Raw genomic sequence first — 26,762 nt, forward strand, 5'->3', positions numbered from 1 at the left:
AGTATACTTTCTTAAGTTAAGAAAGTAAATTTCTATATTACTACCTGCAAATACTTCACACTGGGGCTAAACCACTATCTAAAAGTTGCATAACATCAGGATCTGTCACTATAGTACTTTCGTTATAGAGGCCATATACTTCATTACATGCCTTAAATAACAGATATGAAGATCCTCCAGAAGCTATTGTTGCTATTGAAGCCAATGCAAGAGATTGAGAAGCCGAAAATAGAAGATACAAAGATACACACATAGCGGTAGCACACACTATAGCTCCTACTATATATAAGCATATATGAAACTTCTTATTACATATAAAGCCACATTTTATATCTGCAATTTGCTTAACTTCCTTCTGCTCTGAAGGATCCAAGAAGTAAAGAGGTGATACTGCCTTATTATCCTTAATATAGCTTTTATCGAGGAGTGCTTCCTTAATATATTTCTTATTATTCTTAAGTTCCTTTTCTAATCTTTTTACTTCTTCCCAGTCTTTTGCTTTTTCAACCTCAACCCTGGTACTTTCTTCTAAATCCTTTATGATCTTCTGTAACGCAGATAATAGAAACCCTTTACTTGCTGCTATATGAAATGGGTTTCCATTTTCATCAATTCTATGCTTAGCTACACAAGCAACTCTTTCCTTGCAAGAATCGACAAATTTATCCACATCCCCTTTTCTTGCAATTTCAAATAAATTATCCATATATACACCTCACTGCATTCACTAATATTAAATTATACAATGCAGTTTGTTAAAAATAAATGTAAATTGATCTTTCAAATTTACTATAGTTCCACGTTGTTGCAAGTACAAATTTTAGTTATCATCGGTTACGTTATCACAATAGACAAATATGCCAGGTATAGTCACTAGATTCGCTCCATCACCAACAGGATTTTTACATATTGGAGGAGCTCGCACAGCTTTGTTTAATTGGCTCTATGCGCAGCGTCATGGTGGCCAGTTTTTACTAAGGATTGAGGATACCGACAGAAAACGTTCAACACAAGAAGCAATTGATGCAATAATGGATGGGCTAAAATGGCTTGGAATAAACTATGATGGAGAAATAGTATATCAATCAAAAAGAATAGATAGACATATTGAAGTTGCAAATCTTTTAGTTGAAAAGGGTAGGGCGTATCATTGTTACTGCCCCGAGAATGAAGTTGCGGAGAAGAAAATAAGAGCAAGGGAAGAAGGAAAAATATATAAGCATAAGTGTACTCATTCAACATCAAATGCAGAGCCTGTTGTTCGCTTCAAAGTGCCAGACTCAGAAGATATTGTTGTTGACGATAAAATATACGGCCAAGTTACAATAAGGAGCGACCAGCTTGATGACATAGTAATCTTGCGCTCTGACAATACTCCAACATATATTTTTGCTGTAGTGGTTGATGACCATGATGCTGGAATAACCGATATTATACGTGGCTCTGATCATCTCACTAATACCTTCAAGCAATTACTAATATACCAAGCTCTTGATTTTGATGTCCCACGCTTTGCACACGTACCGCTTATTCATGGAGAAGACGGGAATAAGTTATCTAAAAGGCATGGTGCAACAAGTGTTTGCGATTATGAAAAGATGGGAATATTGCCACAGGCAATGCGTAATTACTTGCTAAGACTTGGCTGGAGTCATGGCAACGATGAGATTATTAGCGATGAGCAAGCAATAGAGTGGTTTAATTTAGAAAGCATCGGTCGCTCACCTGCACGGCTCGATTTCAAAAAACTGGAGCATTTGAATAACCACTATATTAGTAATATGAGCAATGAAGATATTCTGACTCTAATGCTTAGAGAAAATACTCTAACTGACAAAAAAAAGGGCTATTTACTGCAGGGACTGACAGAGCTGAAAAAAAGAGCAAACTATCTGACCGAATTATTGGACTTAGCAAAATTTTATATTCAAGTTGATTTAAGTGAAGAAGCTCAGCAAATTGTCAAATCTAACCTCAATGTAATTAAGTTACTTGCATCATTTCTTTCGAGTGTAGGTAGTGAAGATTGGAATAAGAATTTTTTATCTTCTCAGATTAAGGAATTTTCAAAATTACATAATATAAAAATGAGCGATATATACCACTCATTACGCGCTCCAATAACTGGAATAATGGATGCGCCTGGAATCATCGATATCATGGTAATTCTTGGTAAAGATGAGTGTATAAAAAGATTGCAAGCAATTTAAATAAAAAATTGCTTGACAGACTCTAGTAGCTTCATTATAGTGGAGAATGAAGATTTTTTAGGATCCAAAATCTATCTTCACCTGCAGGTTTTTTCACCAAATAATCAAATTTCAGCAAAAAATATATAAGTTTATTTTTGCTAGCTCTTTATTCATATAGGAGGGTTTATGTCTAGAATTCCTGATACTTGACTTTTATTTTTAAGTTAAAAAAACAATTGGCGCCTATGGTTTTCACATTAAATCATTTTAAATTGTTAAAGTTAATACGGGCTTTTTTTGCCTTTTTTTATTGGTATTTTTTTCATATTTTATTATATCATTATACTGTGGTACCATATAGACTTCAGTTTCATGATAAGGGGAGCAGGCTCCGTCTCAGCTATGGAATTAAAAAATGACTATGCATAAGATCTAATGGTGTGTCTAATCTATAGATAATTTTTTGTATTGCTAAGTTAATATTTTACATATCTGTTCAGTAAAGTGGCAAAAAAGACAACTAAATGAGTGTCATGAAAGTAGCTTACACGTAGCTGTAGGAATTTCATTTTTTAAGGTAAATTACACAGCAAATATTGTCATTCAAGTACTGTAATTCCAGCTTCTATAATGTCATGCCAGTGCTCGACACTGGCATCGAGCAAAATTTATCACAAACAAGACAACATTTTCAATTAAAAAATCAGTGTCTGGGTGCTAAGATGACACCTTCATAAGGGAGCCAGCATCAGCTACTTTCATGACACTCATTTAGTTGTCTTTTCTCGTTTACCTTATTTTGCCACTCTGCTGAACAGATATTAAAATAGCAAGCCTCAAGGTCAGAAGCCTGCTATTACTTACTGATTACTTTACATCAATTTTCTTGATGTGTTTCTCTGATTTAGGTATGGTTACATGCAATACCCCATCTAAAAAGTTGGCAGATACCTTATCTTGCTCTACATTTGTTGGAAGTTGAATAGATCTATAGAAAGAACCATAGTACCTTTCTTTGTGGTAAAACTGCTTATCTTTTGATTCATTATCACATGTTTTTTCACCCTTCACTATTAAGTTATCGCCAGATATACTAATGTCTATGCTTTCTTTAGGAATACCTGGTAACTCTAATGATAGGCAATAGCTTTCCTTTGTTTCATAAAGGTCACAAACTGGTAGTAGGCTACTGCCTCTTTTAGAAAGCTCTGGGTTCCATCCTGTAAAGAAGCTATCAAATATGTCATCAACGGCTCTTTGTAACCCTCTTACACTAAAATTATCACGATTATTGTTTTTATTTAAATGAACTATATTACTCATGTTGTACCTCCTTTTACTAATACATGCATTACATAATCACTCCACTTATTAATTTCAATCCTAAATCTAAAATTTTTTAGATGCGAAAAATTTTCCCCGTTTACTATAACTTGATTATGAGAAAAAATCTTATTTGGATTACCACGAGTAGTTCTATAAACTAGATTAACTGTAAAAAAGGGCAAGTGTATGCAAATTTATTACTTCTCTTTCCACTTCCACAATCAAACAATTTTGAATGTTTCTTATTTGACTTGCCAACAATGAGAATTGGTATAACTGCTAGCTCCGTCTTTCAGCTATGGCATTAAACAATGACATGCATAAGATCTAATAATATGTATAATTTATAAATAATTTTTGAGGTAAATTGTGAAATTGGGCGTTAATATTGATCACGTTGCAACCCTTCGCAACGCACGTGGAGCTTCTTATCCAGATCCATTAAAAGCAGCAAAAATAGCTATTGATGCTGGAGCAGATTTTATCACCGTACACTTACGAGAAGACAGAAGGCATATCAGAGATGAGGATGTATTCAATCTAAAACAAAACATTAGCACTGAGTTGAACCTTGAAATTGCAGCTACGGAAGAAATGCTCAAAATAGCAAAAGAAGTAAAACCCTATTCGATTTGTATAGTACCAGAAAAAAGAGAAGAATTAACAACCGAAGGTGGCCTGAATATCGTGAATATGCACAGTAAACTTTCTGGTATAATAGAGGAAATGCATAGCTTTGACATAAAAGTCTCACTGTTTATCGATCCAAATATTAATCAACTAAAATATCTTGAGAAGCTAGAAAGAAAGCCTGACATAATAGAAATTCACACAGGGGATTACTGTGATAATCCATCAGAAGAAAAATTAAAACTTATTACTAACTCTGCAGAATACATTAATAAGCTAGGAGTAGAATGCCACGCAGGGCATGGCATAAATTATAAACATGCTAAAAGAATAAAAGAAATACCTCACATCTCAGCTCTTAATATAGGCCATTCTTTAATCAGCGAGGCTATATTTCATGGCTTACATAGTGTAACTAAAAAGATGAAAATGACAATATCTAAGTAGCTTATACTTTCTCTTTGATATTTAAAGTACTTGAAAGAGCTTGACTTGCTTTAAACCTTACTCTTTTCTTTTCAGGAACGGTCATAATCTCACCATTTTGAGGATTACGGCATTGTCTTTCCTTACTTATAGCAGTAGAGAATGTCCCTATTCCATGCAAACGTATTTCACCTTTACGATTTAGATCGTTCTTGATTGTTTCCATAAAAATATCATGAATCTTACTCAAACTAGCTTTTGTTATATCTATACCTTGACTAGAGCACTCTTGACTCAGTTGGTTTACTATATCTTCTTTACTCATAAATTACCTTAATATTGAAAAATTACATAAACAGCATATTATGCTAATACCAATAGTCAACTAAATTCGTCATAAAAAGAGAAAATGTCATAAAACCTTGTAAGAACTTGTATAATATTTACAAAAAAATACCATTATGAAACAATTATCTCTTAGAAAACTGACATTTTTTCCGAGCTTTATGTTGACCATATTTCTTACGCTCAACAACACGTGAATCTCTAGTTAGGAATCCACCCTTACGTAATATAGAGTGTAGATCTTGACTTATACTACTTAAAGCTCTGCTTATTCCATGAGCTAAGGCACCTGCTTGGCCAGATAGTCCTCCACCTTTTACAGTTGCAAACACATCATACCTATCTAACATAGAAGTTACTATGAATGGCGCTTTAATCATTTGACACACTGATTCTCTTTTAAAATAAGAAATTAAATCATCTTTTTTATTAACACTAAATTTTCCACTTCCTGGCTTTATCCATACTCTTGCTACAGATTCTTTCCTTCGACCTGTGGCATATGAACGACCAAGTGAGTCAATCATTGCCTTTTTTGGCTGATCATTATTATTTATTTTCACTTTTTACTCCATTATTTCTTATTTTTACGATTTAAAGAGGCAAAATCTATTTTTTCAGGTTGCTGTCCTTGATGCTTATGTTCTGAACCAGAATAAACATACAAATTTTCAAACCGTCTACGTGCCATAGGACCATCATCAAGCATTCTTTTTACTGCCATTTTTATCACACGCTCAGGGAATTTACCATTTAAAATATTATCTGGAGTAGTTTTCTTTAAACCACCAGAATAACCTGTATGCCTATAGTAGATTTTATCTTTAAGTTTCTTTCCGGTAAAATGTACCTTTTCTGCATTAACAATAATTACATTATCTCCACAATCCATATGAGGTGTGTATTCAGGCTTATGCTTTCCACGCAATAGCGCTGCTACAAACGCTGCAAGCCTTCCTACTACTAATCCTTCTGCATCTATAACAAGCCATTTTTTATCGACTTGTTTCTCTTTTAAGAAAAAAGTTTTCATATATCAATACATAACAGTAGATTATGATACACTGAGTTGCTTGATAGTGTCAACAACATTAGTTACAACATTAGTTATTGATTATTAAAGTAATTTATGCTAATAACTTAAACAACATGCTAGAAAGCAAAATGTTTCGATTGATTATTATACTTATAATTGCTTTTGGTACTATAGGTTGCTATGCAATCGATTTGGAAGAAGCCATAAGCAAAGCTATCAAAAACAGCTCAAAAATAAAGTCTCAGTTTTACCAATATAAGAGTGCTGAAAAACAGCTGAAATCTTCTGGATTGGCTGGATTTTTACCTGACATTAATTTACAATATAATTTCGATAGTAATTTTAATATTATTAACGATCGACAAAACTCTGGAAAGCGTCTAACATTAAGCCAAAGAATAATAGACGGTGGGGGCACTTTTGCTACATTTAGCCGATCAAGTCATCTTCTTAAAGCAGCAAAAATTAGATTTCAGCAGTCAAAGCAAGAAGTTGCACTCAGCGCTGTGAAAGCATATGTTAATGTTTTACAAAAGGCAGAAATATTAAAACTGAGAGAACATAAAGAACGTGTTTCTTTAGAACATTTGTCAGCTATGAAAAAACGCTTTTCTCTTGGAGAAGTTACTAATGCTGAGGTTTTATTCGCAAAAGCAAAATTTTCATCTTCTATATCCAAAAGAGTTGATGCTGAAGGTGAATTAAAGCTCGCTAATATTGCTTACTATCATTTAATTGGTGAAGATGCTGATAATCTTCACGAGACTAATGGTAAACTACCTTCTATACCAGAATTAAATGAATGTTTACAATTAGCAAAAACTAATAACTTGTCCCTAAAAGCAGCAGTTTATCAAAAAAGAGCAGCCGGAATGGAAGTGATCGCTGAAACTTCCAAGTGGCTTCCTTCTTTGAATCTAAGCGCAAGTAAAAATTTTGGAAAGGACAATATAAAATTGGACACGTTACTAGAAAATGTGAATGTTGTCTTTACTCTTGATATTCCGATCTTTAAAAGAGGAGTTAATGTTTTTGGTGTTAGTAGAGCTAAAATGGATGCAAAACAATCCACTTACGATTATTACGAAGCAGTAAAAAATATAGAACAAGCAGTTATAAATGCTTGGAATAACGTGCTGACAGCAAAAGCTATTATTAAAGCAAGTCAAGAAGCAGAAAAAGCAGCAGCTTTAGCATTGGAAGGAGTTGCGCAAGAAGTAAACTTAAATTTAAAGAGCACAATTGATCTTTTGGATACTGAAGATGAACTATTTAAAGCACGTTCCGATCTAATTCAGGCAAAAAGCAATTATGTAATTAGTGTTTACAACTTGCTTTTTATGATAAATAGTATAAACCTTTAAATTTAATGGTATGAGCGATAATCAATCTGTAAAAGATATACTAGAAGATATAAAAAAAGCTATATCGGGTAAAAATCCAAGTGGTGATAGAGCAGAAATAATAGATGAAGATGATGACGTATTATGCCTTGAAGAGGAGTATCCAGAAGACATCGAAGAAAAAGAAAATAGTGAAGAAGAGAATAATTGCCAAAGTGAGAAAATGAATAACCAATTTAATAGTTACAACTCAGAAGAGAAAAATTTGTATGATAATATCCAAATGAGTAATAACAAAGTGAGCTATCAAGAACAAAGTAACGAGCATTTAGTTTTAAAAGAAAATATGGAGGAAATTAAAACATTGCTTGAAAAGATGCAAAGCGAACTACGGCATAAACAACAAAAAAGAGCGGATCTTACTGTTGAAGAATTAGTTGTATCTCTTTTAAAACCTCAGCTTTCAGAGTGGCTGAATAAGTATCTACATGCATTGGTAAAAGAAGTAGTTGAAAAAGAGCTCAAAGATATAATCAATGATAAGTAGGTTATTAGTATAAAGACCAGAGTAAAAACAGCTAGAGGTAGAAAGTTATCTTCAACAAGATGGCTACATCGCCATTTGAATGATCAGTATGTGCAAAAAACCAATAAGGACGGTTATAGATCGCGCTCGGCATATAAGTTAATAGAAATAGACGATAAATTTAAACTACTCCAACAAGGGCAAAAAATTATTGATCTTGGCGCTTTTCCTGGTGGATGGTCACAAGTTGCATCTAAGAAAGGAGCGAGTGTGATTGCTGTTGACATAAAACCAATAAACGCAATTAGTGGAGTAGAGTGTATACAGTGTGATATTATCAGCGAACTTGAAATTTTAAGAGAAAAATTCAAGGATCACAAATTTGATGTAATTTTATCTGATATGGCACCAGAATCTTGCGGTTTAAAATCGTTAGATCATATCAGAATTATGCTTTTATGCGAAGCAGCGCTCAATTTTGCAAAGCATTTTTTGAATCATGATGGCAAATTTGTAGTAAAAATTTTTCAAGGAGAGTCTGATAAAGATTTCTGCAATGAGCTAAAAAAAATGTTTAAAACAGTAAGATACTTCAAACCAAAGTCAAGTAGATCTGAATCTACAGAAATGTATTTAGTAAGTTTAGGCTTTATTGGTGGCAACTATTCTGTATAGCAGGTACTTACAGAAATGTTGACGAATCTTATCCTATTAAACTGAAGATTAATAACGCTCGCACAAAAGCCCCTTTTTCTTGTTTAAATATTTATGATAATTAATTAAACTCTTGACTTTATTGCTTAAGTATATGATAATTAAAGTATATTATTATAGGAGAATTTTATATGTGTTTAGCATTGTTGAAAAAGATATTAAGTACAGTAAATCGTGAAAATGATTTGAATGGTAATAACATAGTTGAAAAAATAAAAGAGCGAATAGAAAAAAGAGACTCATCTACTTATGAAGAATGGAGGAAAGAAAGTTTTGATATAAATTATAAATTTAGTGTTTATGATTATTATGACAAAAAAGGATTAACATTATTAAATGTAGCATGTCTATATAATCAAAAAAATGTAGTAAAAGCTCTATTAGAAGTAAAAGGTATAAATGTTGATTTTCAAGATGGATCTGGAAAAACTCCTTTGTATATAGCTGTTGATAAAGGTCATCACAAGATAGTAAGAGCTCTATTAGAAGCCGGTGCTAATCCTTTAGTAAAAAGTCGTTGTAACAAAAATTTGGCAGAAATATTTACTAAAAAAGCAATTGGGAAAGCAGTAGACTTGGGTGCTCATATATTTATTATTGCATCTTGTATAGCTGCTATAGTAGTTACTTATGCATATTTTTTTGGTGTGTCATTATCAGTAGGTGCTATGGCTGGGATAGCTGTGGCTGCTGCTGTACTCACAGGACTTGTTGCTGGTGGTATTACGTATGAAGTGTATAAGCCTTGTGATGAGTTAAAGGACGCTATTGCAAAAGAAATATCAAAGCTTAGTCAGAATAGTGCAGTGGACGATAGTAAGCCTGATTGTAATCCTGGACACGCTTACTGACACCAATAAAAGGTGTTATAAATAATGTAAAAAGTTTTTGCGCTATTTAAGGAAGAAGTCTCTTCTTCCTTTTTTTCCAATTTTTTATTTAGCAAGGTATCTAGATACCTTGCTTAACACCAAAACAGAATTAAGGTTTAAACATCCTAGGTGTATTAACATTCATTTTGAAGACAGCAAATGGTGTCATCCCAGCGCCCTCTTTCTTGTTATTCCAGTACTGGGATTCAGAAAACTGACCAGGTTGGTCACGCGCTGGCTCTCTAAAATTACTTTAGCTACAAATATTAAGAAATTTACTAAATAAAAAAAGACAAAAGAATCCCCGTATAGCGAGTTTTAATAATGTAAATTGATAATGTGCTAACAAGCGCGATTTGGCTGAATGTAGAAAAAATAAAAAAAGCTGCTATAATTTTATGTAATTTGCCAATAAACACCTGAATTTTGTCGTTGAGCCCAAAAACAAGGATAAATACCTTTATTAGTATAATAAGGAAAGTGGGAAGGTTTGTCAAGTAATAAAACTAGAGGGCTCAAATGAAAGAAGGTAAACTCTAAAGTGTACGTTCAGTAGCACTTTCTATAAGAGAGATTGTATTATCTATCCCATAAAGCTTTATAAAAGATCCCATTCTTGGACCAGTTTTTTGGCCAAGCAGCGTTTCATACAGCAACTGAAACCAATCACGTAAGTTGCTGTAATTGTGCTTTTTTCCAATGGAAAAGACCTGAGATTGAATCTCTTCAGCAGTGGCGGTAATAGGCAAGGAATGTAGGTTATTCTTTAAATCTAGCAACGCTTCTTTCTCTTTTTCGTTTGAGGTTTTATATGCTTTTATTGGCTTGATAAAGTCATAATAATACCTAACTGCAAAATCTGAAAGCCTATCTAGCATTTTGTTGCTTTCTGGTGTAACGTTTGGTGCATAAGTTGATATAAAACCCCAAAGAATCTCTTTATTTTCAGCATTACAAGCTGCTGCCAGGTTTAAAAGTAAAGAAAAATTTATGCCTGAAGTTTCTACGTTTGGAACTTTACCCTGGTGGATGTGCCATACAGGGCTATTTACATCCTTTTCTTTACTTTCATTATAACGTTTAGCAAACTCTAAATATTCATCAGTTGATTTTGGTATCACATCAAAATATAAACGTTTAGCTTTTTTAGGACTCTGAAAGATGTATAGCGCTAAACTCTCTGTTGGCGCGTAAGTTAGCCACTCCTCAATTGAAATACCATTTCCTTTTGATTTTGATATCTTCTTTCCTTCTTTATCAAGAAAGAACTCATAGCAAAACAGAAGCGGTGGCTTTTCTCCAAGTATTTTACATATTTGACTTGAAAGCACAGCAGATGGTGTTAAATCTTTTCCATGAGCTTCATAATTGACTCCAAATGCAGCCCACCTCATCCCCCAATCAGGTTTCCATTGCAGTTTACATTTTCCTTTTGTCACTGGAACTTCTATTTTTCCCCCGTTTCGGTCTTCATACGTGATTGTTCCTTTATCTGTATTTGTTTCAATTACTGGAACTTGTAAAACTTGGGAAGTTTTTGGGCATATCGGCAAGAATGGACTGTAAGTCTGCTGCCTTTCTTCCCGAAATGATGGAAGCATTACGTCCATCACTTTATCATAATTTTTCAGCAGGAGTAAAAGTTTTTCATCGTAAACGCCAGATTTATAACACTCTGTTGCACTCCTAAATTCGTATTCAAATCCAAACAAATCAAGAAATTTACACAACAACGAATTCATGTGATGACCATAACTCTCATGAGTGCCAAATGGGTCAGGTATCATGGTTAATGGCTTGTTCAGATTCTCTCTTAGCATTTCCTGATTTGGTACATTATCTGGTATTTTTCGCAAACCATCCATATCGTCGGAAACTGCAATGATTTTGGTTTTTATACTAGGAGCTATTTTTTTTAGAGCGTTTGCAATAACTGTGGTACGAAAAACTTCCCCAAAAGTACCAATATGTGGTAAACCCGAGGGACCATAACCAGTCTCAAATATTATCTCTTTTTTATTAGGGAACTCTTGTAGTATTTTTTCTGCTTCTTGAAATGGCCAGCTTATAATCATTGAATTTAAATTAATTATCTTACCTAAAGTGCTATTCATTTCAATAGATTTTTAATTAATGATGTAGTATTAGTGTTAGAGCTCTTATTAGAAGGTTAAAGATATGTCTACTGGCAGCATACAAACGAATCAATTATTTAAAGGTCTTACAAGACCTGCAATGCTCTTTGGTGTGAGTTATATGTTTGCAATATTAAACGTTCTAATTTGCATGCTAATTTTCATTAATACAAATGATCTTAGAGTAATTCTCCTGATGTTACCAGGTATACATGGACTTGGCTATATAGCTTCTGCAAAGGAACCGTTGTTTATTGAGTTATTTATGGTAAAGTTGGGAAAATGTTCCAAATGTTTAAATCGGTTTTATCATGGAGCCAATTCTTATGACATTACTTGATGTTATGCAATGTTGAGATTTAGAGCTATTCAATCAAAGAATAAATCTATTCTAAGTAGAGAGGTTCACGCTGCCGAATTTATACCTTATTCTTGCTATTGGAATAGTACAACCTTGATAACAAAGCAGAATTGGTTAGTTAAATTTATAAAATTAAATGGCTTTGCGTTTGAAACGGCCGATGATGAAGACTTGGTGATACAAAATAATATCAGAAATCAGATGCTAAGAAGCATTTCATCTCCAGCATTTAGTTTGTACTTTCATACCATCAGACGTAAGAAAAATATTTTTTCTGATGAATTTGCAAATCAGAGTTTACCAAATTTTTTTGCTAACCATGTAAATCTAAAATGGAGAGAAAAACACGCAACTAGGCAATCTTTTATTAATGATTTATACATTACGATTATTCGTAGGGCAGATACAAAGGGAGTAGAATTTTTATCACATCTACTGAAAAAATTTGGGCATGTAACTTCAAAACATGCTTGGGAAAGTGATATGCGTGATACCTATGAAGATTTAGAGGAAACGACAAATCGTATAGTAACAAGCCTTAGGAATTATTCGCCTAAAGTCCTTGGAGTAAAAGAAACTCCAAACGGACTGTTTTGTGAAATAATGGAGTTTCTGTCTAGAGTTGTAAATTGTGGCTTTGTTACAAATACGCTTTTTCCACTAAAAACTGAAATATCAAGATACTTACCAGTTCATAGGTTATTTTTTGGCCATAAGATGATACAGGTTGTGACTCATAATGAAAGTAAATATGCTGGAATAGTTAGTATCAAAGAATATGGAAATAATACTTCCGCAGGAATGCTTGATTCTTTTTTACAACTTCCTTATGAATTTATTATCACGCAGTCTTTTCAATTTACAAATAGGCAAATGGCAATTGCGAAAATGCAGATACAGCAAAATCGTATGATACAATCTGCAGATAAAGCTATTTCTCAAATAGCAGAAATTTCTCATGCGCTTGATGATGCAATGAGTGGTAAAATTGCGTTTGGTGAACACCATTTAACTATCTTATGTATAGAAAAAAGCCCTAAATCATTGGACAATGCTTTATCATTGGTTGAATCGGAGCTTTCTAATTGTGGTGTTTATCCTGTTCGTGAGAGGGTTAATTTAGAACCAGCATTTTGGGCGCAAATTCCTGGTAATTTTGATTATATAGTAAGAAAAGGTACAATAAGTAGTCTTAATTTGGCCGGTTTTGCATCTCAACATAATTATCCTACTGGTAAAAAATTCAATAACCACTGGGGAGATGCTGTTACAGTTTTTGATACAACATCTGGCACTCCATTTTTCTTCAACTTTCATATAAGGGATGTTGGACATACTATGATAATTGGGCCAACAGGTGCTGGCAAAACTGTTTTAATGAATTTTTTATGTGCTCAAGCAATGAAATTTTCTCCAAGAATATTCTTTTTTGATAAAGATCGCGGTGCAGAAATTTTTTTAAGAGCACTTGGTGGTATCTATACTATAATAGAACCAAGAACTAAGACAAATTTTAATCCTCTGCAACTTGACGATACTCCTGATAATAAAACATTTTTGATGGAATGGATAAAATCTTTAATTTTAGTGTACAACGATAAATTCACTTCAGAAGATATTGCTAGAATTAATGATGCAATTGAGGGAAATTTTAAATTAAAAAAAGAAGACAGATTTTTGAGAAATCTTGTACCATTTTTAGGACTTGCGGGCCCTGATACTCTAGCTGGAGCAATATCTATGTGGCATGATGATGGCTCTCATTCTGCAATATTTGACAATAAAGAAGATTTGCTAGATTTTTCAAAAGCAAGAGTGTTTGGCTTTGAAATGGCTAGCTTGCTAAAAGATCCTGTTGCTCTTGGGCCGGTCTTGATTTATTTGTTTCATAGGATTAGTATATCGCTTGATGGCACTCCATCCATTATTGTTCTTGATGAAGCATGGGCGTTAATAGATAATCCAGTTTTTGCACCTAAGATAAAAGACTGGTTGAAAGTGCTGAGAAAGTTAAATGCTTTTGTGGTTTTTGCTACTCAGAGTGTTGAAGATGCAAGTAAAAGTGCTATTAGTGATACGCTTGTACAGCAGACAGCAACACAAATTTTTTTGCCAAATCTGAAAGCTACTAGTGTCTATCGAGATGTTTTTATGTTAACTGAACGTGAGTACATACTGATCAAACACACAGATCCAAGTACTAGATTCTTTTTAGTAAAGCAGGGAGTTAATGCTGTAGTAGCTAGAATAGATCTGAAAGATTTGGATGATGTGGTCAACGTGTTATCTGGACGTGCGGAAAGTGTTCTATTGTTATATGATATACTGAAAGAAGTCGGAGATGATCCAAAGATGTGGTTGCCTGTGTTTTATCAAAAGGTGAAAAATGTTTAAAACTAAACTGTCATTACTGTTAGTTGCGATATTTTTGTTAAATATAGATTTTTTGCTCTCGTATCCAGTGTTTGCAGATACAGTAAGTGGTACTGACAAAACGGAATTTGTTAGCAGATTTAATTCTACTGGCAGCTTTAGTCGTGCTTCTAATCCTGACTGTAAGGCGTTTGAAACAGCTGCAGCAGTTGCTGGGATAGCAATTGCTATTGGTGCAATATTTACTGGTATTGTTTTGATTGTCTCTTCTGCTGGTTTATTTACTGCTCTTGTTATCGTTGGAATGATAGCTGCAATTGTTGGGGTTTGGAAGGCGATAGGAGGACTTGTTGTTTGTGAGCATAGTTTTGTTAAACACCCAGTTGCACGTGATCATGATGGAAAGTATAAAGATTTCGAATTCTCAAAATCAGAATACTCAAAATATTCAGATTGCACAAATAAGAATTATCAAAAGGAAGATGAATATTTTAAATGTTTTGATGGGGCAAATGGATCAATAGAAGTAGGTAGAAAAATAGAGAAGGGCATTTTAAACTCCATACCTGACCAAAATACTGGTGGTTATTACTGGCCAAAAAACGGTGTGCAATACAGTGAATATATAGAAGTATGCCATAGAAATCCTTTAACATTTAGCAGATTGTTTTGGTTAGATACATCAATAAAAGCAGACTTTGATGTTAGAGAGAAGGACACTGGATATGAAGGTGGGTCATGGTCTCCAAAAGTTGATGGTGATCTGGAATGTAAAGTTCTTAAAGCAGGACAAAGCGAAACCATACATGGGTCAACATTCAAGGCAGTAAAAAAAATGGACAGATTGTGTGTGGAGCTGGCAAGTGTGAGAATGCTTGGTATCAAAATGACTCCTTGGCCGCAAGGGGTTGATATGGGATGCACAGAATTGCCACCTGACCCACTTGCTCCTATGTGTGAAAAATCTGTGATGATATTCAAAAATAAAGATGGTACAGGTAAATATGAGGAAGATCTTAATGATTCTAAAAATAAGGACAAAGATTACAAAACTATTATAAGGGAAAAGAAAGGAGAGGGAAAAATTTTTGTAGGTTATAATAATGCCAGTTGTTTTAGCCAGTATGTCTCTGAAGCTTGCTACAATCAAGCGGGAAGTAAGTCATTATCTCCTATTCCTATAACTTCTATGATAGTGCAATGTATTAAGGAGTCGTTAGATAATTTAGTGGCAGGTATTGATTCAAGTGGTAACTTACTTACAGACAAAAATGGACATGCTAAGGGTAGTTTTTTGTCTGTAGCACAAAAAAGACTGAAGAACACTGTTACTGCTATCTTAATTTTAGCTTTGATATTGTTCTCTATAAAAGTTATGTCTGGTGGAGTGCGTAGTCCGCAAGAAATGTACATGTTGATCATTAAATTCGCTTTAGTGATTTACTTTACGACAGGTAGCACTATGTCTCATTATTACGGGGAATTAACAAAACTTTCGAACGGCTTATCAGAAATAGTGCTTAAAGCTTCATCTGAGAGTAAAAATATATGTAATTATGAGGCAGGTAAAGATTATGAATACGATCGTGCAGGGCAGAAGGTATCCTACAGTTATCTTGCACCTTGGGATAGGCTTGATTGCAGAATTTTATTTTATTTAGGTGCCCCTTTAGATGGAATTGGTGGCAAAATTGGTACTGGAGGTGTTGCAACGTTAGCGGTCTTGCTTGGCGCTGCTCCTGTCTTGTTAGTTGCAGGTTCGGTGATTGGTATTATTTTCGCTGGTGGACAAATTTTAGTAGCTCTTGTCTGTATATTTATGGCCATTTTGATGATGATGGTTATTTTATGGATGTGCTATGTATTTATCTTATCTTTAGTTGCGCTTAGTGTAATTATCATCTTATCGCCTTTATTCATTCCTATGGTTTTGTTTCAACATACTAAAGGATATTTTGATGGTTGGCTAAAAGAGTTAATTACCTACAGTTTATACCCAGTTATCCTCTTTGCATTTCTATCTTTTATGTTCATAGCATGTGATAAAATCTATTTTAAAAATTTAAATTTTAAACTGGACGAGTCATATAAAAATGAACAACCAGACAAGTCATATGAAAAGAAACAAGCAGAAATCTCATATAGTAAGAAAAAACAGTGGTTTAAATTGAAAGATGGGGAATGTGATAAAAATGAAACTACTCTCGCATGTATGATGCAAAATTATAGCTTTAAAAAGAGCAGCATACTTGGTCTATTCGACTTTAGATACATGGAGTTTGGCAGCTCTCTAATCGGAGAATTATTAAAATTGTGTTTAGTATTATTCCTCTTTTACCACTTTTTAAACGTTCTTCCCGGCATGGCTGCTGAGCTTGCTGGTAATCACAGAGCAGCACTTGGTTCAGGTAGCACTCCTGCACAAATGGTGAATAAAGCTTTATCTGCTGCCAAAGCTGCTGCTGGAGGTGCTGGTCAAGTTGCTGCTGCGGCTGTAAATAAGGCAAGAGGGGCTATTGGAGGAGGTGGAGATGATAATAAGGGATCGGGATCTTCCTCTAGTGAATCTATAAAATCAGGTGGAGAGTGAGCGCAGGTGAGTAACAGATGTTTGAACATTTGAGCAACCAAAATTTGGTTAAGCTATGCATAAGTTTTGTGATACTCTTTTTATTATCTGGGTGCGGGTGTATTAAGCCAGAAGATTCATCAGGCTTGCGTGAGAAATTGGATATAGTGTCAACAGAGCAGAAATGGGTTGATTCTGGAGTCTATATTTCGGATAAAATAAAAGTAACAGAGATTAATATAGTACCTAATAAGGTTAATTTTTGTTCGCAATATAAAGATTTTGCAATTGAACCTGGAGTAAGAAACGTTACATTACCGTTTGCGCTTAAAGCTGGCGATGCGATAAGCTTTAGTGTTCTTGGAAGTAAAATGTGTAAAAACAATAATGGCATGGTCACCTGCAAAAAAATTGACGAAAATTGCAGTGAAGGGGAAAAGGAGTATTTTTCACATGTTTTAAATCAAGAGAAGTGTCAAGGTGAAATATGTCCTAATAAATATGAAATAGGCAATGCACAATGGTTAAATGGAAAAGAGTACTGGTCTTCAGAATTAGATCAAAGTGAAAGAGAGGAAATTAGAAATGTCATCGACTCTATAAAACAGCAAGGGGAAAATGTAGACTGTAGCAAGCTTTCAGAGAGCAGTGCAAGTAAGATAGATACGCGCATTTTAAATTTACTCTGTGGACGTATATGTAAATTTTCTTTCGGCAGCGGAGAAAAAGGTTGCGTATATATTGAATACAATAGTATAGAAGGTGAGATATTCAATACTTTAAATTCTAGAGGTGAATCTGTTATTGCTGAAATTATTGATAACGTATTAAAGGAAAAACGGGTAAAAACTGACATTACACTATTACGTGTTCACATGGATAATGAGGAATTTGAACACATTCCAGGAGGCGGTATATGTATTAACTGTGATCATAAGATAGATCGTAACCATCCAAAACCAGAGTTAACTTTTAGTTTAGGTGATGGTAAGGGCAAGGGTGGTTTCAATATAAGAGTAACGAAGAACCATAGTCTAAAAAACAACTTATATATACATGTTTCTGATAAGTTTCCTGAGCACAATCCTGGTGAAATTCTGGGGGATATACCTGTGGATATCAGTGAAGTTCATAATACTGAGTATATGGAAAGATTAAAAGAAAAGCTAAAAGACAAGAGTGGCACTATATATTACGGAATAAGAGATCATGGCTGTGATTATAAGAAAAATGAGGGTCAGTTTAGTATTAACCTTACAACTAAAGAGCCACCTGTAAGAACTTTTAGTGCGATATATAATTTTTTTGATGAAAAAGTAAAAACTGCATTTTTCGGTTCTAGCTACAAAGACACTAACGCGATTCACTCTGATACTAGCCCTGTGAAGTCTCTTTATCAAAGTTTTGTAGCATCAAATAGAACAAATACCATCAGATCTACAATAGTGTCGTTATTAGTATTATATATAGTTTTATACACCCTTTATTACTTTTTTGGATTGTCTCATGCTTCTATATATGAATTTTTAATTATATGTGTAAAGATAGGAGTTATTACCCAATTGCTGAACGATAACAGTTGGAGTTTTTTTTATAACAATGCATTTTCTATTTTTGTTAATGCTCCAAAACAGTTAATAGAAATAGCAAATTTCAGAGGTACAACATCAAATGTTTTTGAATTTCTTGATTTACCGCTCAATAGGTTTTTATCAGCACACTCAGTGTTACTAATAGTATCTCTTATATTCTCCGGTCCTTTGGGTATTGTATCGTTTTGCTTGGTGATTTGGGGTTTGATAACAGTGAGCTTATCGATGTTTAACGCCTTATTTTCTTTTATCACATCTATAGCAATAGTTGCATTATTGCTTTCCTTGGCGCCTCTTTTTATTATTTGCCTTCTATTTGGATATACTAGACAGATGTTTCACAATTGGGTCAAAAATTTAGCAAGATTTGCAATTCATCCGGTAGTGCTTTTAATTTTTATATCATTAATAAGCCAGGTTATGGATTATATTGTGTATTCGGTCTTTAATTTTGAGGTCTGTCCTACATGTATACTTAATCTTAACTTAAAGATTTTTAATCCTTGTATTATTTATGGTTATGCTTCCAAACATGCACCTAATATCACCGCTATGATGGCTTTTGTGATTTTGGGACATGCTATGAAAGCTTTAGTTGAGGCATCTTCAACAATATCTGATTCGTTGTTTGGTGTTTATGTGGCAAGCGAACCAGGAAGGCAATATCAGCAAAGCTTAATGGGAACAGTAGGTTTAGATGAACAAAGTATCCAAAGAAGAGCAGGTCAGCAATCTGGTACACCAAGTCGAAGACCTCAAATACCACAATCAGCTCAAAGATCAGCACCTAAAATACCGACAAACACAGGAAATCAATGATGAGCAGAAAATCATTATTATTGATACTATGTCTTGTAATTACTGGCTGCACAATGGATTGTGTTGAACCTGGGCTGCAGAGCAGAAATACTAGTGTCAGTATAGATGTTCCAGTTCGTGAAGCTGGCGAAGGAGTTAAAATTCATTGGGTTGATTCTGGTCAAGTAATTAGCAAGGATGAGAAAATCAAATTTACTCTTGGTGGGTCAGTAAATTTTTGTCCTCTTAAAGAAGGGAAAAATCCAAAGAGAGTACTTGTGCCCGCTGTATTTTGTGCTAATGATTTAATACCAAATTACAGTAATAAGTTAACTGATAATGCTAGTCTTGATGAACGAGAAATATGTGGGGATATAGGCTTTGGAAATAATGAATTCTATAGCAATAGACGTTATGTAGATACTGGAATTAAAGCAAATCCTGGTGATAAGTTAAGCTTTAGCTTAGTTCCCAGAGAGATAACGATTGATTATGACAATCCACAAGGAAAAGGTATCAGTTTTGATGATAATTGCTATAGAACTGAAAAAGGGGATGAAAAAGATAGAGCTACAATAAGAGACATGCTAAACGGAGGAAAGTTCTTTTGTGGAGAAAGTGGTAAAAGAACTGTAGTAGAATTTCCGCCGCTGAATAAAGAAGAAATGAATAAAAGAAGAGTGCTAGTTGGCAATGGCTACACTCCATATGATAATAAGGTACATTTTAATAAGGATTATATTCAAAATTCATGGATAAATGGTGCGTTGTTAGATCTACGACGAACTAAAATAGGACTGAATGAATTATGTAATGGGAAAAGGTGTGATTTTAATGAGCTGAACAAATACAGTTCTTATGAACTTAATTGTTACTATCAGAATATATGTTACAACGCAAAAGGTATAGGGGAGAATTGCGTCTCTTCTATAAGGTATGAGAAGTATGATAAAGGAAATACATGTGACATGTATTCTCACCTTAAACGTATTGAGGATGAACTAAAAAAGATTGAAGAAAATAAGAGGGATTCTAAGCAGATTGACATTAATTTAATATCAAATTCTAAATTAAACTTCAAAGAGGACAGAGGAGATATTTCTTGGGCCGAAGCTCTTGTTGCAAAAATTGGCGATTTTGATGATCAGGATACTGCTAAAGGTATTCAATGTTTTCCAAATGAGAAAGGTGCGAAAGGAGATAATGTATGTTCACAGATTAATTATAAATTTGAAGATTACTCTCTGAGATTAAATCATGATTATAAAATAAAAGGTATAACACCTGGTAGTAGTGTGATGCTTGCTATAGCAAGTAATGGCAACTACCAACTTCATAGAGGTGGATATCATGTTGAAGTAACTAGATCATGTAACTTTGATGGTGGTAAAAAATTGTATGTGTACTTAGGTGATAATCCGCCAAGGGATCCATCTGCTCGAAAGACTAATGATTTCAAAAAAGTAAAGAGGTTGGATAAAATAACAGAGGATAATGTAGACTATTACATAATAGATGGAAGTCATTTGGTAAATGAAGAGTCTAAGAAAATATATTTTGGTATTAATGTAGAAAACGTAGAGAAAGATGATATTACGGACAAAGATAGCAAATATTATGAAGATAACAAATACACAGTAAATTTATTTTTAAAAAGAAAAATAAACGATTTTATTTCATCAACTGTAAACAAGATTTTTGATTTCATAACAGACGGGAGTGAAGACGGAATTAAAATTCCATATGAAGGATATAGAAAGGGGCTTCTACAAGGAATAAGAGCTTTGCTTATTCTATACGTTATATTTACTGTTGTTGGCTATATGCTTGGAACAATACAATTAAGTAAATTCGATTTTATTATAAGAATATTCAAAATAGCATTTATAGCTTTTGCTTTTAGTGATAGAAGTTGGGAATTCTTTGGTACAACTTTGTCTGGGCTTTTTATTGAGGGTAGCATTTATTTAGTTGATAGTTTTTCTGGCTATATAGGAGAAGGAGGTAAAAAATTTGCATTCTTAGATTTAACAGCCGGAGTATTATTTACAGGAGAAACATGGCTGAAATTTTTATCTTTAATGCTATCAGGACCTTTTGGCTTTATTGCATTTTTGGCAATACTTTATGCTACTTTTGTGTTTTTAAGATGCATTATTAGTGCTACGTTTAAGTATGTAATATCTACTGTTTTAGTGGCATTTTTATTGTCATTGGCACCTTTATTTATCGTATTTATTCTATTTCAACAAACTAAAACATTATTTGATAATTGGATAAAAACGCTGGCTCATGTTTCATTGCAACCAGTCATTTTATTTTCATCCTTGTCTCTTTTAAACCAGTTAATGTATTCAGTTCTATACAACCTCACAAATTTTTCTGCATGCTATCAATGCTTAATTAGTGTAAATTTTTTATCGTATGATCTGTGTCTTATGAAATCAATATTACCTCTTGGGTATAGTCCTGGTACTAGTGTTGATGTTGCGCTCAGTACTGGAGAAAGGGCTGGTGGGCACTTTGCAGCATTACCTATAGATCTAATCCAGGCATTTATATATCTCATCATTGCTAGTGCAATGGAAGCTTTTGTTTCTATATCAGAAACTATGGCGCAGGCGTTGTTCAGCTCTGGTTATGGAGTTGCTCAAAGTGTTAGTCATATTTCTAGGAGCGCATCACAAGCTATGCTGTCAACTGTTGGCCTTGATGATAGAATCCAAAATATGATACATAACATCAAGCAGGGAATGAGTAAAGATCGTAGCAAAATTGAAGCTAAATTGCCTGATACACCAAAGCAAGCAGATGAAAAAGGGAGTTCTGGCAAAGAAATGAGCAAATCTGAAACACTAAGCCAGCCAGATAAGCAAAAGGATTCTGATAAAACAAAAGGACAAGTCAAGGAAGATTGATGAGATATATGGAGTAACTAATTAAAAAGATATTTGAAGTAAGGTTTTAGAAATTTATTCTGTATTGGAAAAAGTTTAGGTATGCAATCACGCTTAGGCAAATGTTGGTTTAGGTTATTAATTTTGGTAATCTGTGTTCTGGTTACAGGTTGTAGTAAGAATGATATGCCTTTTCCAAGATGTATATCTGCTGATTATTTTGGTCCTGAACCCATTGCAATTGGTGCTCATTTTCCAATCGGTCATGATGCGTTTTTTCCAGAAGGTGAAAGTGGAGAACCTATTGATCCTGAAACCGGAGAAATCAATTATGGTTTTCACCCTAATCAAGTAGTGAAGTGGAAGGATACCGGCCTTGAAACCAATGGAGATAGTTTAGTAGTACGAGTAAATGGTGCATGGACATCTTGGAGCAATAGTAATAAGAAGAAATCTCAAAGTAGTTATAGTTTGGAAAGTTTGGAGCAGTTAAAATATGCAACCAAATTTGAAAGAGGGAAAGGTGACAACAGTCTGCCTGACTTTCACTTAGTTTGTAATGATTATAAACCTAGCATACAAAAATTTTCAAGTAAGCCTAAAGAAAGTTGCACTGTAAAGTGCAAGTGCATTAATGAAGATGATAGCGCAAATACAGTATCACGTGGTGCTCCATGTTGGTTTACTAACGGCCATGGTGCTTATCTTTTATTTAAAAGGCCTAGCGATTCTAGTCCTAACGAAAATTTAAAATCCATGCGTAACCCTGAGTCTCCTACTGTACATCTAGGTTACAATTCCGTAGCGGAAGATGGAAGTGGGCTTTTTACTTTAGACAGAGATAACACCACATTACAGGACAGGAGTTGTAATACGGTGAGGTTAGAAAAAGGATGGAAAATATATGTAAAGATATTAGATAGATATTATCTAGATAATGCAGGTGGCTACTCTTTTGAATTTTTGAGCGGAGTGCAGAAACCAAGTAACTTTGGATTTTTTGATTACATTTATAACTATCTAAAATGTGTATTATTGATTAACGAAAATTGTAAAAAGCATTTTGATAGCAATGATCCTGCAGCTGCACAGGCGATGTTCGAAAATATAGCTGAAAAAAGTACGAGCTTTCACAATTTTGTTCTTTCCTTGCTTGTTCTATTTATAGTGATTTCATCGCTTCTTTATCTTTTTGGAATGATAAGAGAAACTAAGCATGATATGCTCATCAGAATGATGAAAATCACTCTAGTAATAGTGCTTATATCTCCTGGAAGTTTTAGATTTTTCTATGATCATTTTCTTGTTTTATTTGTTAAAGGTCTTGAACAATTGATAAGCATAATTACTAATTTTGCTCCCAACATGAACACCGGAGGTAATTCAAACGTTGCTCAAGGAAATGAAGCTAAATTGTTTAGCTTCATGGAGGATATGTTTAATAAGTTTTTTGCTTACTCTGTTTGGAAAAAGTTTGCAGCATTTTTACATTATCAAATGTGGGCAAGTCTCCTTATGATACCGGCAATTTTTATAGGGATTGTCTTATATTTCCTGCTGTGTATGTATGCTTACATAATATTCCTTTCTGGTTTTATGGGTATAGCTTTTCTTGTAGCTATAATGCCGCTATTCCTAATCTCTATTTTATTTTCACCACTGAAAAGTCTATTTGAGGGTTGGATAAAATTCTGTATTAGTTTCTGTTTGCAATCAATTATGATATTTACCCTGCTGTCATTACTTGCTGCGATGATAATGAATACCTTTTATAAACAGTTAGGCTTTACTGTGTGCTATAATAAATGGCTTGAAATAAAGTTATGTGCTCCAAAATGGGTATTTGGTGGTTTTTGTATAATTGATAAAGAATACTTTAGCTGGACTCCAGGGCAAATTTTTGTACCTTATGCTATTGGAGAGGCTTCTACATTGAACGTAGATAAGAATATAGAAGGTATAGAAAAACTAAGCAGAATAGGTGGTACAGTAAAGTTTACTGGTGGCGCTGGATATATCCCTCTTCCACCAGATTACATTAATAAAGGTTTTCGTTATATAGATTATCCTTTCTTTAATCCAATTCCTGGAACTAAAGATAATCCAGCAGACCACTATATTGCGGAAAGTGATATGATAGTTAGTAATGGCTGTAGTGCAAAAGATCTAGTACGCTTAACAAATAGTTTATCTCATGCATCAGAGAGGGCTGACATTATATTACTGATCAACAATATAGAGAAAAGGATAGGTGATGTTAGTGAAATAATAAAACGCTACTGTCAAGATATAAATAAATGCAATAGTTATAGGGAAATAATTAATGAAATAAGATCTTTAGTGCGGAGTGCGATAAAAAAACAAGGTTGTAGAATACTGAAACTTCATGATTTATATAAGGATCCCAACAGTGAATACTGTCAGAAATGTAAAGATTGTGAGGATTGCAAAAATTATAAAGAAAATAGTGATTACCAAAGGGTGCAAGACATACAGAGAGGTTATTTAATCAACGCAGGAGAGATCTTTGTATTGTTCTTGCTTTCGTTTTTGATGTTTTCTTTGAAGGAGTTTGTACAACAGATGGGCTCAAGCATTGCCGGTGGTGGGTTTGGTGTTTACAATATATCTAGTATGTATCAAGCATCACCTGTGACTGGTTTAATGCAGGGATTAAAACAACAGATGCAAGATAAAATTGGTGGAGGGCTAGAGTCTTTAGGTAATTGGGCTACTCATGTACCGGACAGATTAGCTGGAGGTACAGCTAATTTGCTAGGTAGAATACCAGGAGTTGGGGGTGTGCTGAAATATGCTATTAATGTGCCACGTAAGCTTGTAGGTGCTACTATTGAAGCAACAAAATTTGCAACATCACCTAAAAATGATGTTGATAAGCTTGAGGAAAAAATCTACAGGGCGTTTGGAATTGATAAAGAAGATATTGCACATAGAAGAATTGATAAATATTTAGAATATTATAAAGGATATGTAGGATCACATTTGGGCTATACAATAGAAGATGCTATGAAGTTTACTTGGGAACATGGTCTCGACTCTATAGGAATTAACCCTGCTACAGGAGAAAAGGATGGTTACCAGCATAATCTACTCTATAGAGCAAAAACATATAGACGGGAATTTCTTGAGAAGCTTCATGACTACACTATTGGCCGCAAGAGAGAACCAGAAGAAGATGAATCATCAAAAGAAAATAAGCCTAATCAATCAAATCGAAAATTAGGTACGGAACCAGAAACCCTAAAAAACACTACAGAAGCTATACGTGCCGGAGAAGATAGAGAGCGTCAAGATAATGAAAGGAATGAGAACATAGAGAATGATGAAGAATCGTAATTTCAAAGGGCTAAGTTATTATGGTCTTCAGCAAGACGAAGATGGTAATATCAAGTTAAACGATTACAATGATGTTTTAAATGCGCGCAGAGCGAGGGTAGATTTGTTACTAGATAGCACTAAGCAAGGTGATGTTAGTCTTTCAAAGCTAAATAAAGCTCTGAATGAGAGACTTATAGATGATAAAGGGCTATCGTCAGAATTTGACAAAGAAGACAAAGAAATTGCACAGAAGGAGCTTAAGATGTTCTCTATTTTAGACGATCTTGATAATCTTGCAAACATTGAAAGTGAAGATCTATTAGAGGTTAGTTTGTTACTATCAGATCTTAGTTTTATAGAGAGAAATATTGTGTTGAATGCCGATCAGAGTTCTGATCTAATAGGGTTCAAAAATCTATTTATAGAAAAAAAAGCATCTGGTGAGGAATATAGTGATGAAGAGTATCACAATTTCCTCGATAGTATAGAGAAAATCAATACTTTAATTAAGTTAGAGTTAGAAAGTAGAATTGAAGGGATGGGTCATGATGAAAAAAACAACCATGATGATTTACAAGACGAGATTGGTCGTGCAATCAGTATAGAGAATAAATCAAAGAAAAGCGATTGATCTTGCGTTCCTCCACAAGCAACCTTCTTTCTATTAGACTGCTGAAGCTATGTTGACATTAAATGTGTATTATAAATAATTAGTTAACTTCGAACTTGTTTTATATGTTACGTGTTATTGCGGGTAAATATCGTGGAAGAAAAATAACTACAGGCAAGAATTTAGCTGCACGGCCCACTATGAGTAGTGTCCGAGAAGCAATATTTAGTATACTTTCTTCAAGAAAACCTATTTATAACCTAAATGTACTTGATTTATTCTGCGGAAGTGGCTCTTTTTCATTTGAAGCACTTTCTCGAGGTGCTAAACATGCATTCATGGTAGATTCAGATTATTACAATTTGCAACTGCCTAAAAAAACAGCAGAAGATTTTGGAATTACGAACGATATCACGTTAATTTGTTGCAATGCTAACGGATTACCAAGACCTATTTCAAAGTGCGATATAGTTTTTATGGACCCACCTTATAATATCAATCTGGTTAACTCAACTTTAGACGAGTTAGCTCACTCAGGCTGGTTAAATGATGATGCGTTAATAATTCTAGAAATGAGGAAAAATGAAGGTTTTGAGTGCAATAAAAACTTCAATATAATTGTGGAGCGTACCTACGGTATTGCAAAAATAATTTTTCTTTCTTCACTCACTTGAATTT

General features: G+C 34.0%; 20 protein-coding genes. 14 read left to right on the forward strand and 6 right to left on the reverse strand.

The window, feature by feature from the left end:
• Positions 1-55: 55 nt before the first annotated feature.
• Positions 56-706, reverse strand: a complete 651-nt coding sequence (locus OPR35_RS01010; protein ID WP_265024891.1) for an ankyrin repeat domain-containing protein — start codon at positions 704-706, stop codon at positions 56-58.
• A gap of 151 nt (positions 707-857) precedes the next feature.
• Between OPR35_RS01010 and gltX the strand changes: the two genes are divergently transcribed.
• Positions 858-2,210: a glutamate--tRNA ligase gene (gene gltX, locus OPR35_RS01015; RefSeq protein WP_265024892.1), complete on the forward strand. Its 1,353-nt coding sequence runs from the start codon at positions 858-860 to the stop codon at positions 2,208-2,210.
• Between the two features lie 849 nt (positions 2,211-3,059).
• Here gltX and OPR35_RS01020 read toward each other — a convergent pair.
• Positions 3,060-3,515: an Hsp20/alpha crystallin family protein gene (locus OPR35_RS01020; protein WP_007302039.1), complete on the reverse strand. Its 456-nt coding sequence runs from the start codon at positions 3,513-3,515 to the stop codon at positions 3,060-3,062.
• A gap of 372 nt (positions 3,516-3,887) precedes the next feature.
• Here OPR35_RS01020 and OPR35_RS01025 point away from each other — a divergent pair, with 372 nt between their 5' ends.
• Positions 3,888-4,595, forward strand: a complete 708-nt coding sequence (locus OPR35_RS01025; RefSeq protein WP_019236674.1) for a pyridoxine 5'-phosphate synthase — start codon at positions 3,888-3,890, stop codon at positions 4,593-4,595.
• 1 nt (position 4,596) lies between these two features.
• Here OPR35_RS01025 and OPR35_RS01030 read toward each other — a convergent pair whose 3' ends face one another.
• The 3 genes from OPR35_RS01030 to rplM all read right to left on the reverse strand — a co-directional run bounded on the left by OPR35_RS01030 (position 4,597) and on the right by rplM (position 5,952).
• Positions 4,597-4,899, reverse strand: coding sequence for an HU family DNA-binding protein (locus OPR35_RS01030; protein WP_052264861.1), 303 nt, complete (start codon positions 4,897-4,899; stop codon positions 4,597-4,599).
• A gap of 145 nt (positions 4,900-5,044) precedes the next feature.
• Positions 5,045-5,446 carry a 30S ribosomal protein S9 gene (gene rpsI / locus OPR35_RS01035; protein WP_052264863.1) on the reverse strand — a complete coding sequence of 134 codons (402 nt, stop codon included), beginning with the start codon at positions 5,444-5,446 and terminating at the stop codon, positions 5,045-5,047.
• 47 nt (positions 5,447-5,493) lie between these two features.
• A complete protein-coding gene (gene rplM, locus OPR35_RS01040; RefSeq protein ID WP_006014941.1) occupies positions 5,494-5,952 on the reverse strand; it encodes a 50S ribosomal protein L13 in 459 nt (152 codons plus the stop codon).
• Between the two features lie 116 nt (positions 5,953-6,068).
• On the opposite strand from rplM, the gene OPR35_RS01045 reads away from it, so the two are divergent.
• The 4 genes from OPR35_RS01045 to OPR35_RS01060 all read left to right on the forward strand — a co-directional run bounded on the left by OPR35_RS01045 (position 6,069) and on the right by OPR35_RS01060 (position 9,389).
• Positions 6,069-7,319, forward strand: coding sequence for a TolC family protein (locus OPR35_RS01045; protein ID WP_019236672.1), 1,251 nt, complete (start codon positions 6,069-6,071; stop codon positions 7,317-7,319).
• A gap of 10 nt (positions 7,320-7,329) precedes the next feature.
• On the forward strand, positions 7,330-7,845 hold the full coding sequence (locus tag OPR35_RS01050) for a PopZ family protein (protein ID WP_265024893.1): 516 nt from the start codon (positions 7,330-7,332) through the stop codon (positions 7,843-7,845).
• A gap of 75 nt (positions 7,846-7,920) precedes the next feature.
• Positions 7,921-8,499, forward strand: a complete 579-nt coding sequence (locus tag OPR35_RS01055; protein ID WP_007302033.1) for an RlmE family RNA methyltransferase — start codon at positions 7,921-7,923, stop codon at positions 8,497-8,499.
• 170 nt (positions 8,500-8,669) lie between these two features.
• Entirely contained in the window at positions 8,670-9,389 is a 720-nt protein-coding gene (locus OPR35_RS01060; protein ID WP_264684944.1) for an ankyrin repeat domain-containing protein, read from the forward strand.
• A 557-nt stretch (positions 9,390-9,946) separates the two neighbouring features.
• On the opposite strand, the gene OPR35_RS01065 is transcribed toward OPR35_RS01060, so the two are convergent.
• Positions 9,947-11,524 (reverse strand): lysine--tRNA ligase, encoded by a 1,578-nt coding sequence (locus OPR35_RS01065; protein ID WP_264684945.1) that lies wholly within the window; start codon positions 11,522-11,524, stop codon positions 9,947-9,949.
• A gap of 64 nt (positions 11,525-11,588) precedes the next feature.
• On the opposite strand from OPR35_RS01065, the gene OPR35_RS01070 reads away from it, so the two are divergent.
• The 8 genes from OPR35_RS01070 (at position 11,589) to rsmD (ending at position 26,758) form a co-directional block, all read left to right on the forward strand.
• Entirely contained in the window at positions 11,589-11,885 is a 297-nt protein-coding gene (locus OPR35_RS01070) for a type IV secretion system protein VirB3 (RefSeq protein WP_006015054.1), read from the forward strand.
• A gap of 9 nt (positions 11,886-11,894) precedes the next feature.
• Positions 11,895-14,300 carry a VirB4 family type IV secretion/conjugal transfer ATPase gene (locus OPR35_RS01075; RefSeq protein WP_007302030.1) on the forward strand — a complete coding sequence of 802 codons (2,406 nt, stop codon included), beginning with the start codon at positions 11,895-11,897 and terminating at the stop codon, positions 14,298-14,300.
• Positions 14,293-16,869: a TrbL/VirB6 family protein gene (locus OPR35_RS01080; protein WP_264684946.1), complete on the forward strand. Its 2,577-nt coding sequence runs from the start codon at positions 14,293-14,295 to the stop codon at positions 16,867-16,869. Before OPR35_RS01075 ends, OPR35_RS01080 begins: the two co-directional genes overlap by 8 nt.
• 17 nt (positions 16,870-16,886) lie before the next feature.
• On the forward strand, positions 16,887-19,259 hold the full coding sequence (locus tag OPR35_RS01085; RefSeq protein WP_265024894.1) for a TrbL/VirB6 family protein: 2,373 nt from the start codon (positions 16,887-16,889) through the stop codon (positions 19,257-19,259).
• Entirely contained in the window at positions 19,256-22,156 is a 2,901-nt protein-coding gene (locus OPR35_RS01090; RefSeq protein ID WP_265024895.1) for a TrbL/VirB6 family protein, read from the forward strand. Before OPR35_RS01085 ends, OPR35_RS01090 begins: the two co-directional genes overlap by 4 nt.
• Before the next feature lie 81 nt (positions 22,157-22,237).
• Positions 22,238-25,492: a TrbL/VirB6 family protein gene (locus tag OPR35_RS01095; protein WP_214303239.1), complete on the forward strand. Its 3,255-nt coding sequence runs from the start codon at positions 22,238-22,240 to the stop codon at positions 25,490-25,492.
• On the forward strand, positions 25,476-26,105 hold the full coding sequence (locus OPR35_RS01100; protein ID WP_012481862.1) for a WD_0853 family protein: 630 nt from the start codon (positions 25,476-25,478) through the stop codon (positions 26,103-26,105). The genes OPR35_RS01095 and OPR35_RS01100 overlap by 17 nt, the downstream gene beginning before the upstream one ends.
• 104 nt (positions 26,106-26,209) lie before the next feature.
• Entirely contained in the window at positions 26,210-26,758 is a 549-nt protein-coding gene (rsmD, locus tag OPR35_RS01105; RefSeq protein WP_019236665.1) for a 16S rRNA (guanine(966)-N(2))-methyltransferase RsmD, read from the forward strand.
• Positions 26,759-26,762 lie beyond the last annotated feature (4 nt).

Source organism: Wolbachia endosymbiont (group B) of Protocalliphora azurea (assembly GCF_947251865.1).
Classification (GTDB): domain Bacteria; phylum Pseudomonadota; class Alphaproteobacteria; order Rickettsiales; family Anaplasmataceae; genus Wolbachia.

Coding starts and splice junctions, on each gene's coding strand:
- OPR35_RS01100 (WP_012481862.1), top strand. CDS start 25,476: ATGATGAAGAATCGTAATTTCAAAGGGCTAAGTTATTATGGTCTTCAG.
- rsmD (WP_019236665.1), top strand. CDS start 26,210: ATGTTACGTGTTATTGCGGGTAAATATCGTGGAAGAAAAATAACTACA.
- OPR35_RS01045 (WP_019236672.1), top strand. CDS start 6,069: ATGCTAGAAAGCAAAATGTTTCGATTGATTATTATACTTATAATTGCT.
- OPR35_RS01020 (WP_007302039.1), bottom strand. CDS start 3,515: ATGAGTAATATAGTTCATTTAAATAAAAACAATAATCGTGATAATTTT.
- OPR35_RS01085 (WP_265024894.1), top strand. CDS start 16,887: ATGTTTGAACATTTGAGCAACCAAAATTTGGTTAAGCTATGCATAAGT.
- OPR35_RS01070 (WP_006015054.1), top strand. CDS start 11,589: ATGTCTACTGGCAGCATACAAACGAATCAATTATTTAAAGGTCTTACA.
- rpsI (WP_052264863.1), bottom strand. CDS start 5,446: ATGATTGACTCACTTGGTCGTTCATATGCCACAGGTCGAAGGAAAGAA.
- OPR35_RS01075 (WP_007302030.1), top strand. CDS start 11,895: ATGTTGAGATTTAGAGCTATTCAATCAAAGAATAAATCTATTCTAAGT.
- OPR35_RS01065 (WP_264684945.1), bottom strand. CDS start 11,524: ATGAATAGCACTTTAGGTAAGATAATTAATTTAAATTCAATGATTATA.
- OPR35_RS01050 (WP_265024893.1), top strand. CDS start 7,330: ATGAGCGATAATCAATCTGTAAAAGATATACTAGAAGATATAAAAAAA.
- rplM (WP_006014941.1), bottom strand. CDS start 5,952: ATGAAAACTTTTTTCTTAAAAGAGAAACAAGTCGATAAAAAATGGCTT.
- OPR35_RS01095 (WP_214303239.1), top strand. CDS start 22,238: ATGCAATCACGCTTAGGCAAATGTTGGTTTAGGTTATTAATTTTGGTA.
- gltX (WP_265024892.1), top strand. CDS start 858: ATGCCAGGTATAGTCACTAGATTCGCTCCATCACCAACAGGATTTTTA.
- OPR35_RS01090 (WP_265024895.1), top strand. CDS start 19,256: ATGATGAGCAGAAAATCATTATTATTGATACTATGTCTTGTAATTACT.
- OPR35_RS01080 (WP_264684946.1), top strand. CDS start 14,293: ATGTTTAAAACTAAACTGTCATTACTGTTAGTTGCGATATTTTTGTTA.
- OPR35_RS01010 (WP_265024891.1), bottom strand. CDS start 706: ATGGATAATTTATTTGAAATTGCAAGAAAAGGGGATGTGGATAAATTT.
- OPR35_RS01030 (WP_052264861.1), bottom strand. CDS start 4,899: ATGAGTAAAGAAGATATAGTAAACCAACTGAGTCAAGAGTGCTCTAGT.
- OPR35_RS01060 (WP_264684944.1), top strand. CDS start 8,670: ATGTGTTTAGCATTGTTGAAAAAGATATTAAGTACAGTAAATCGTGAA.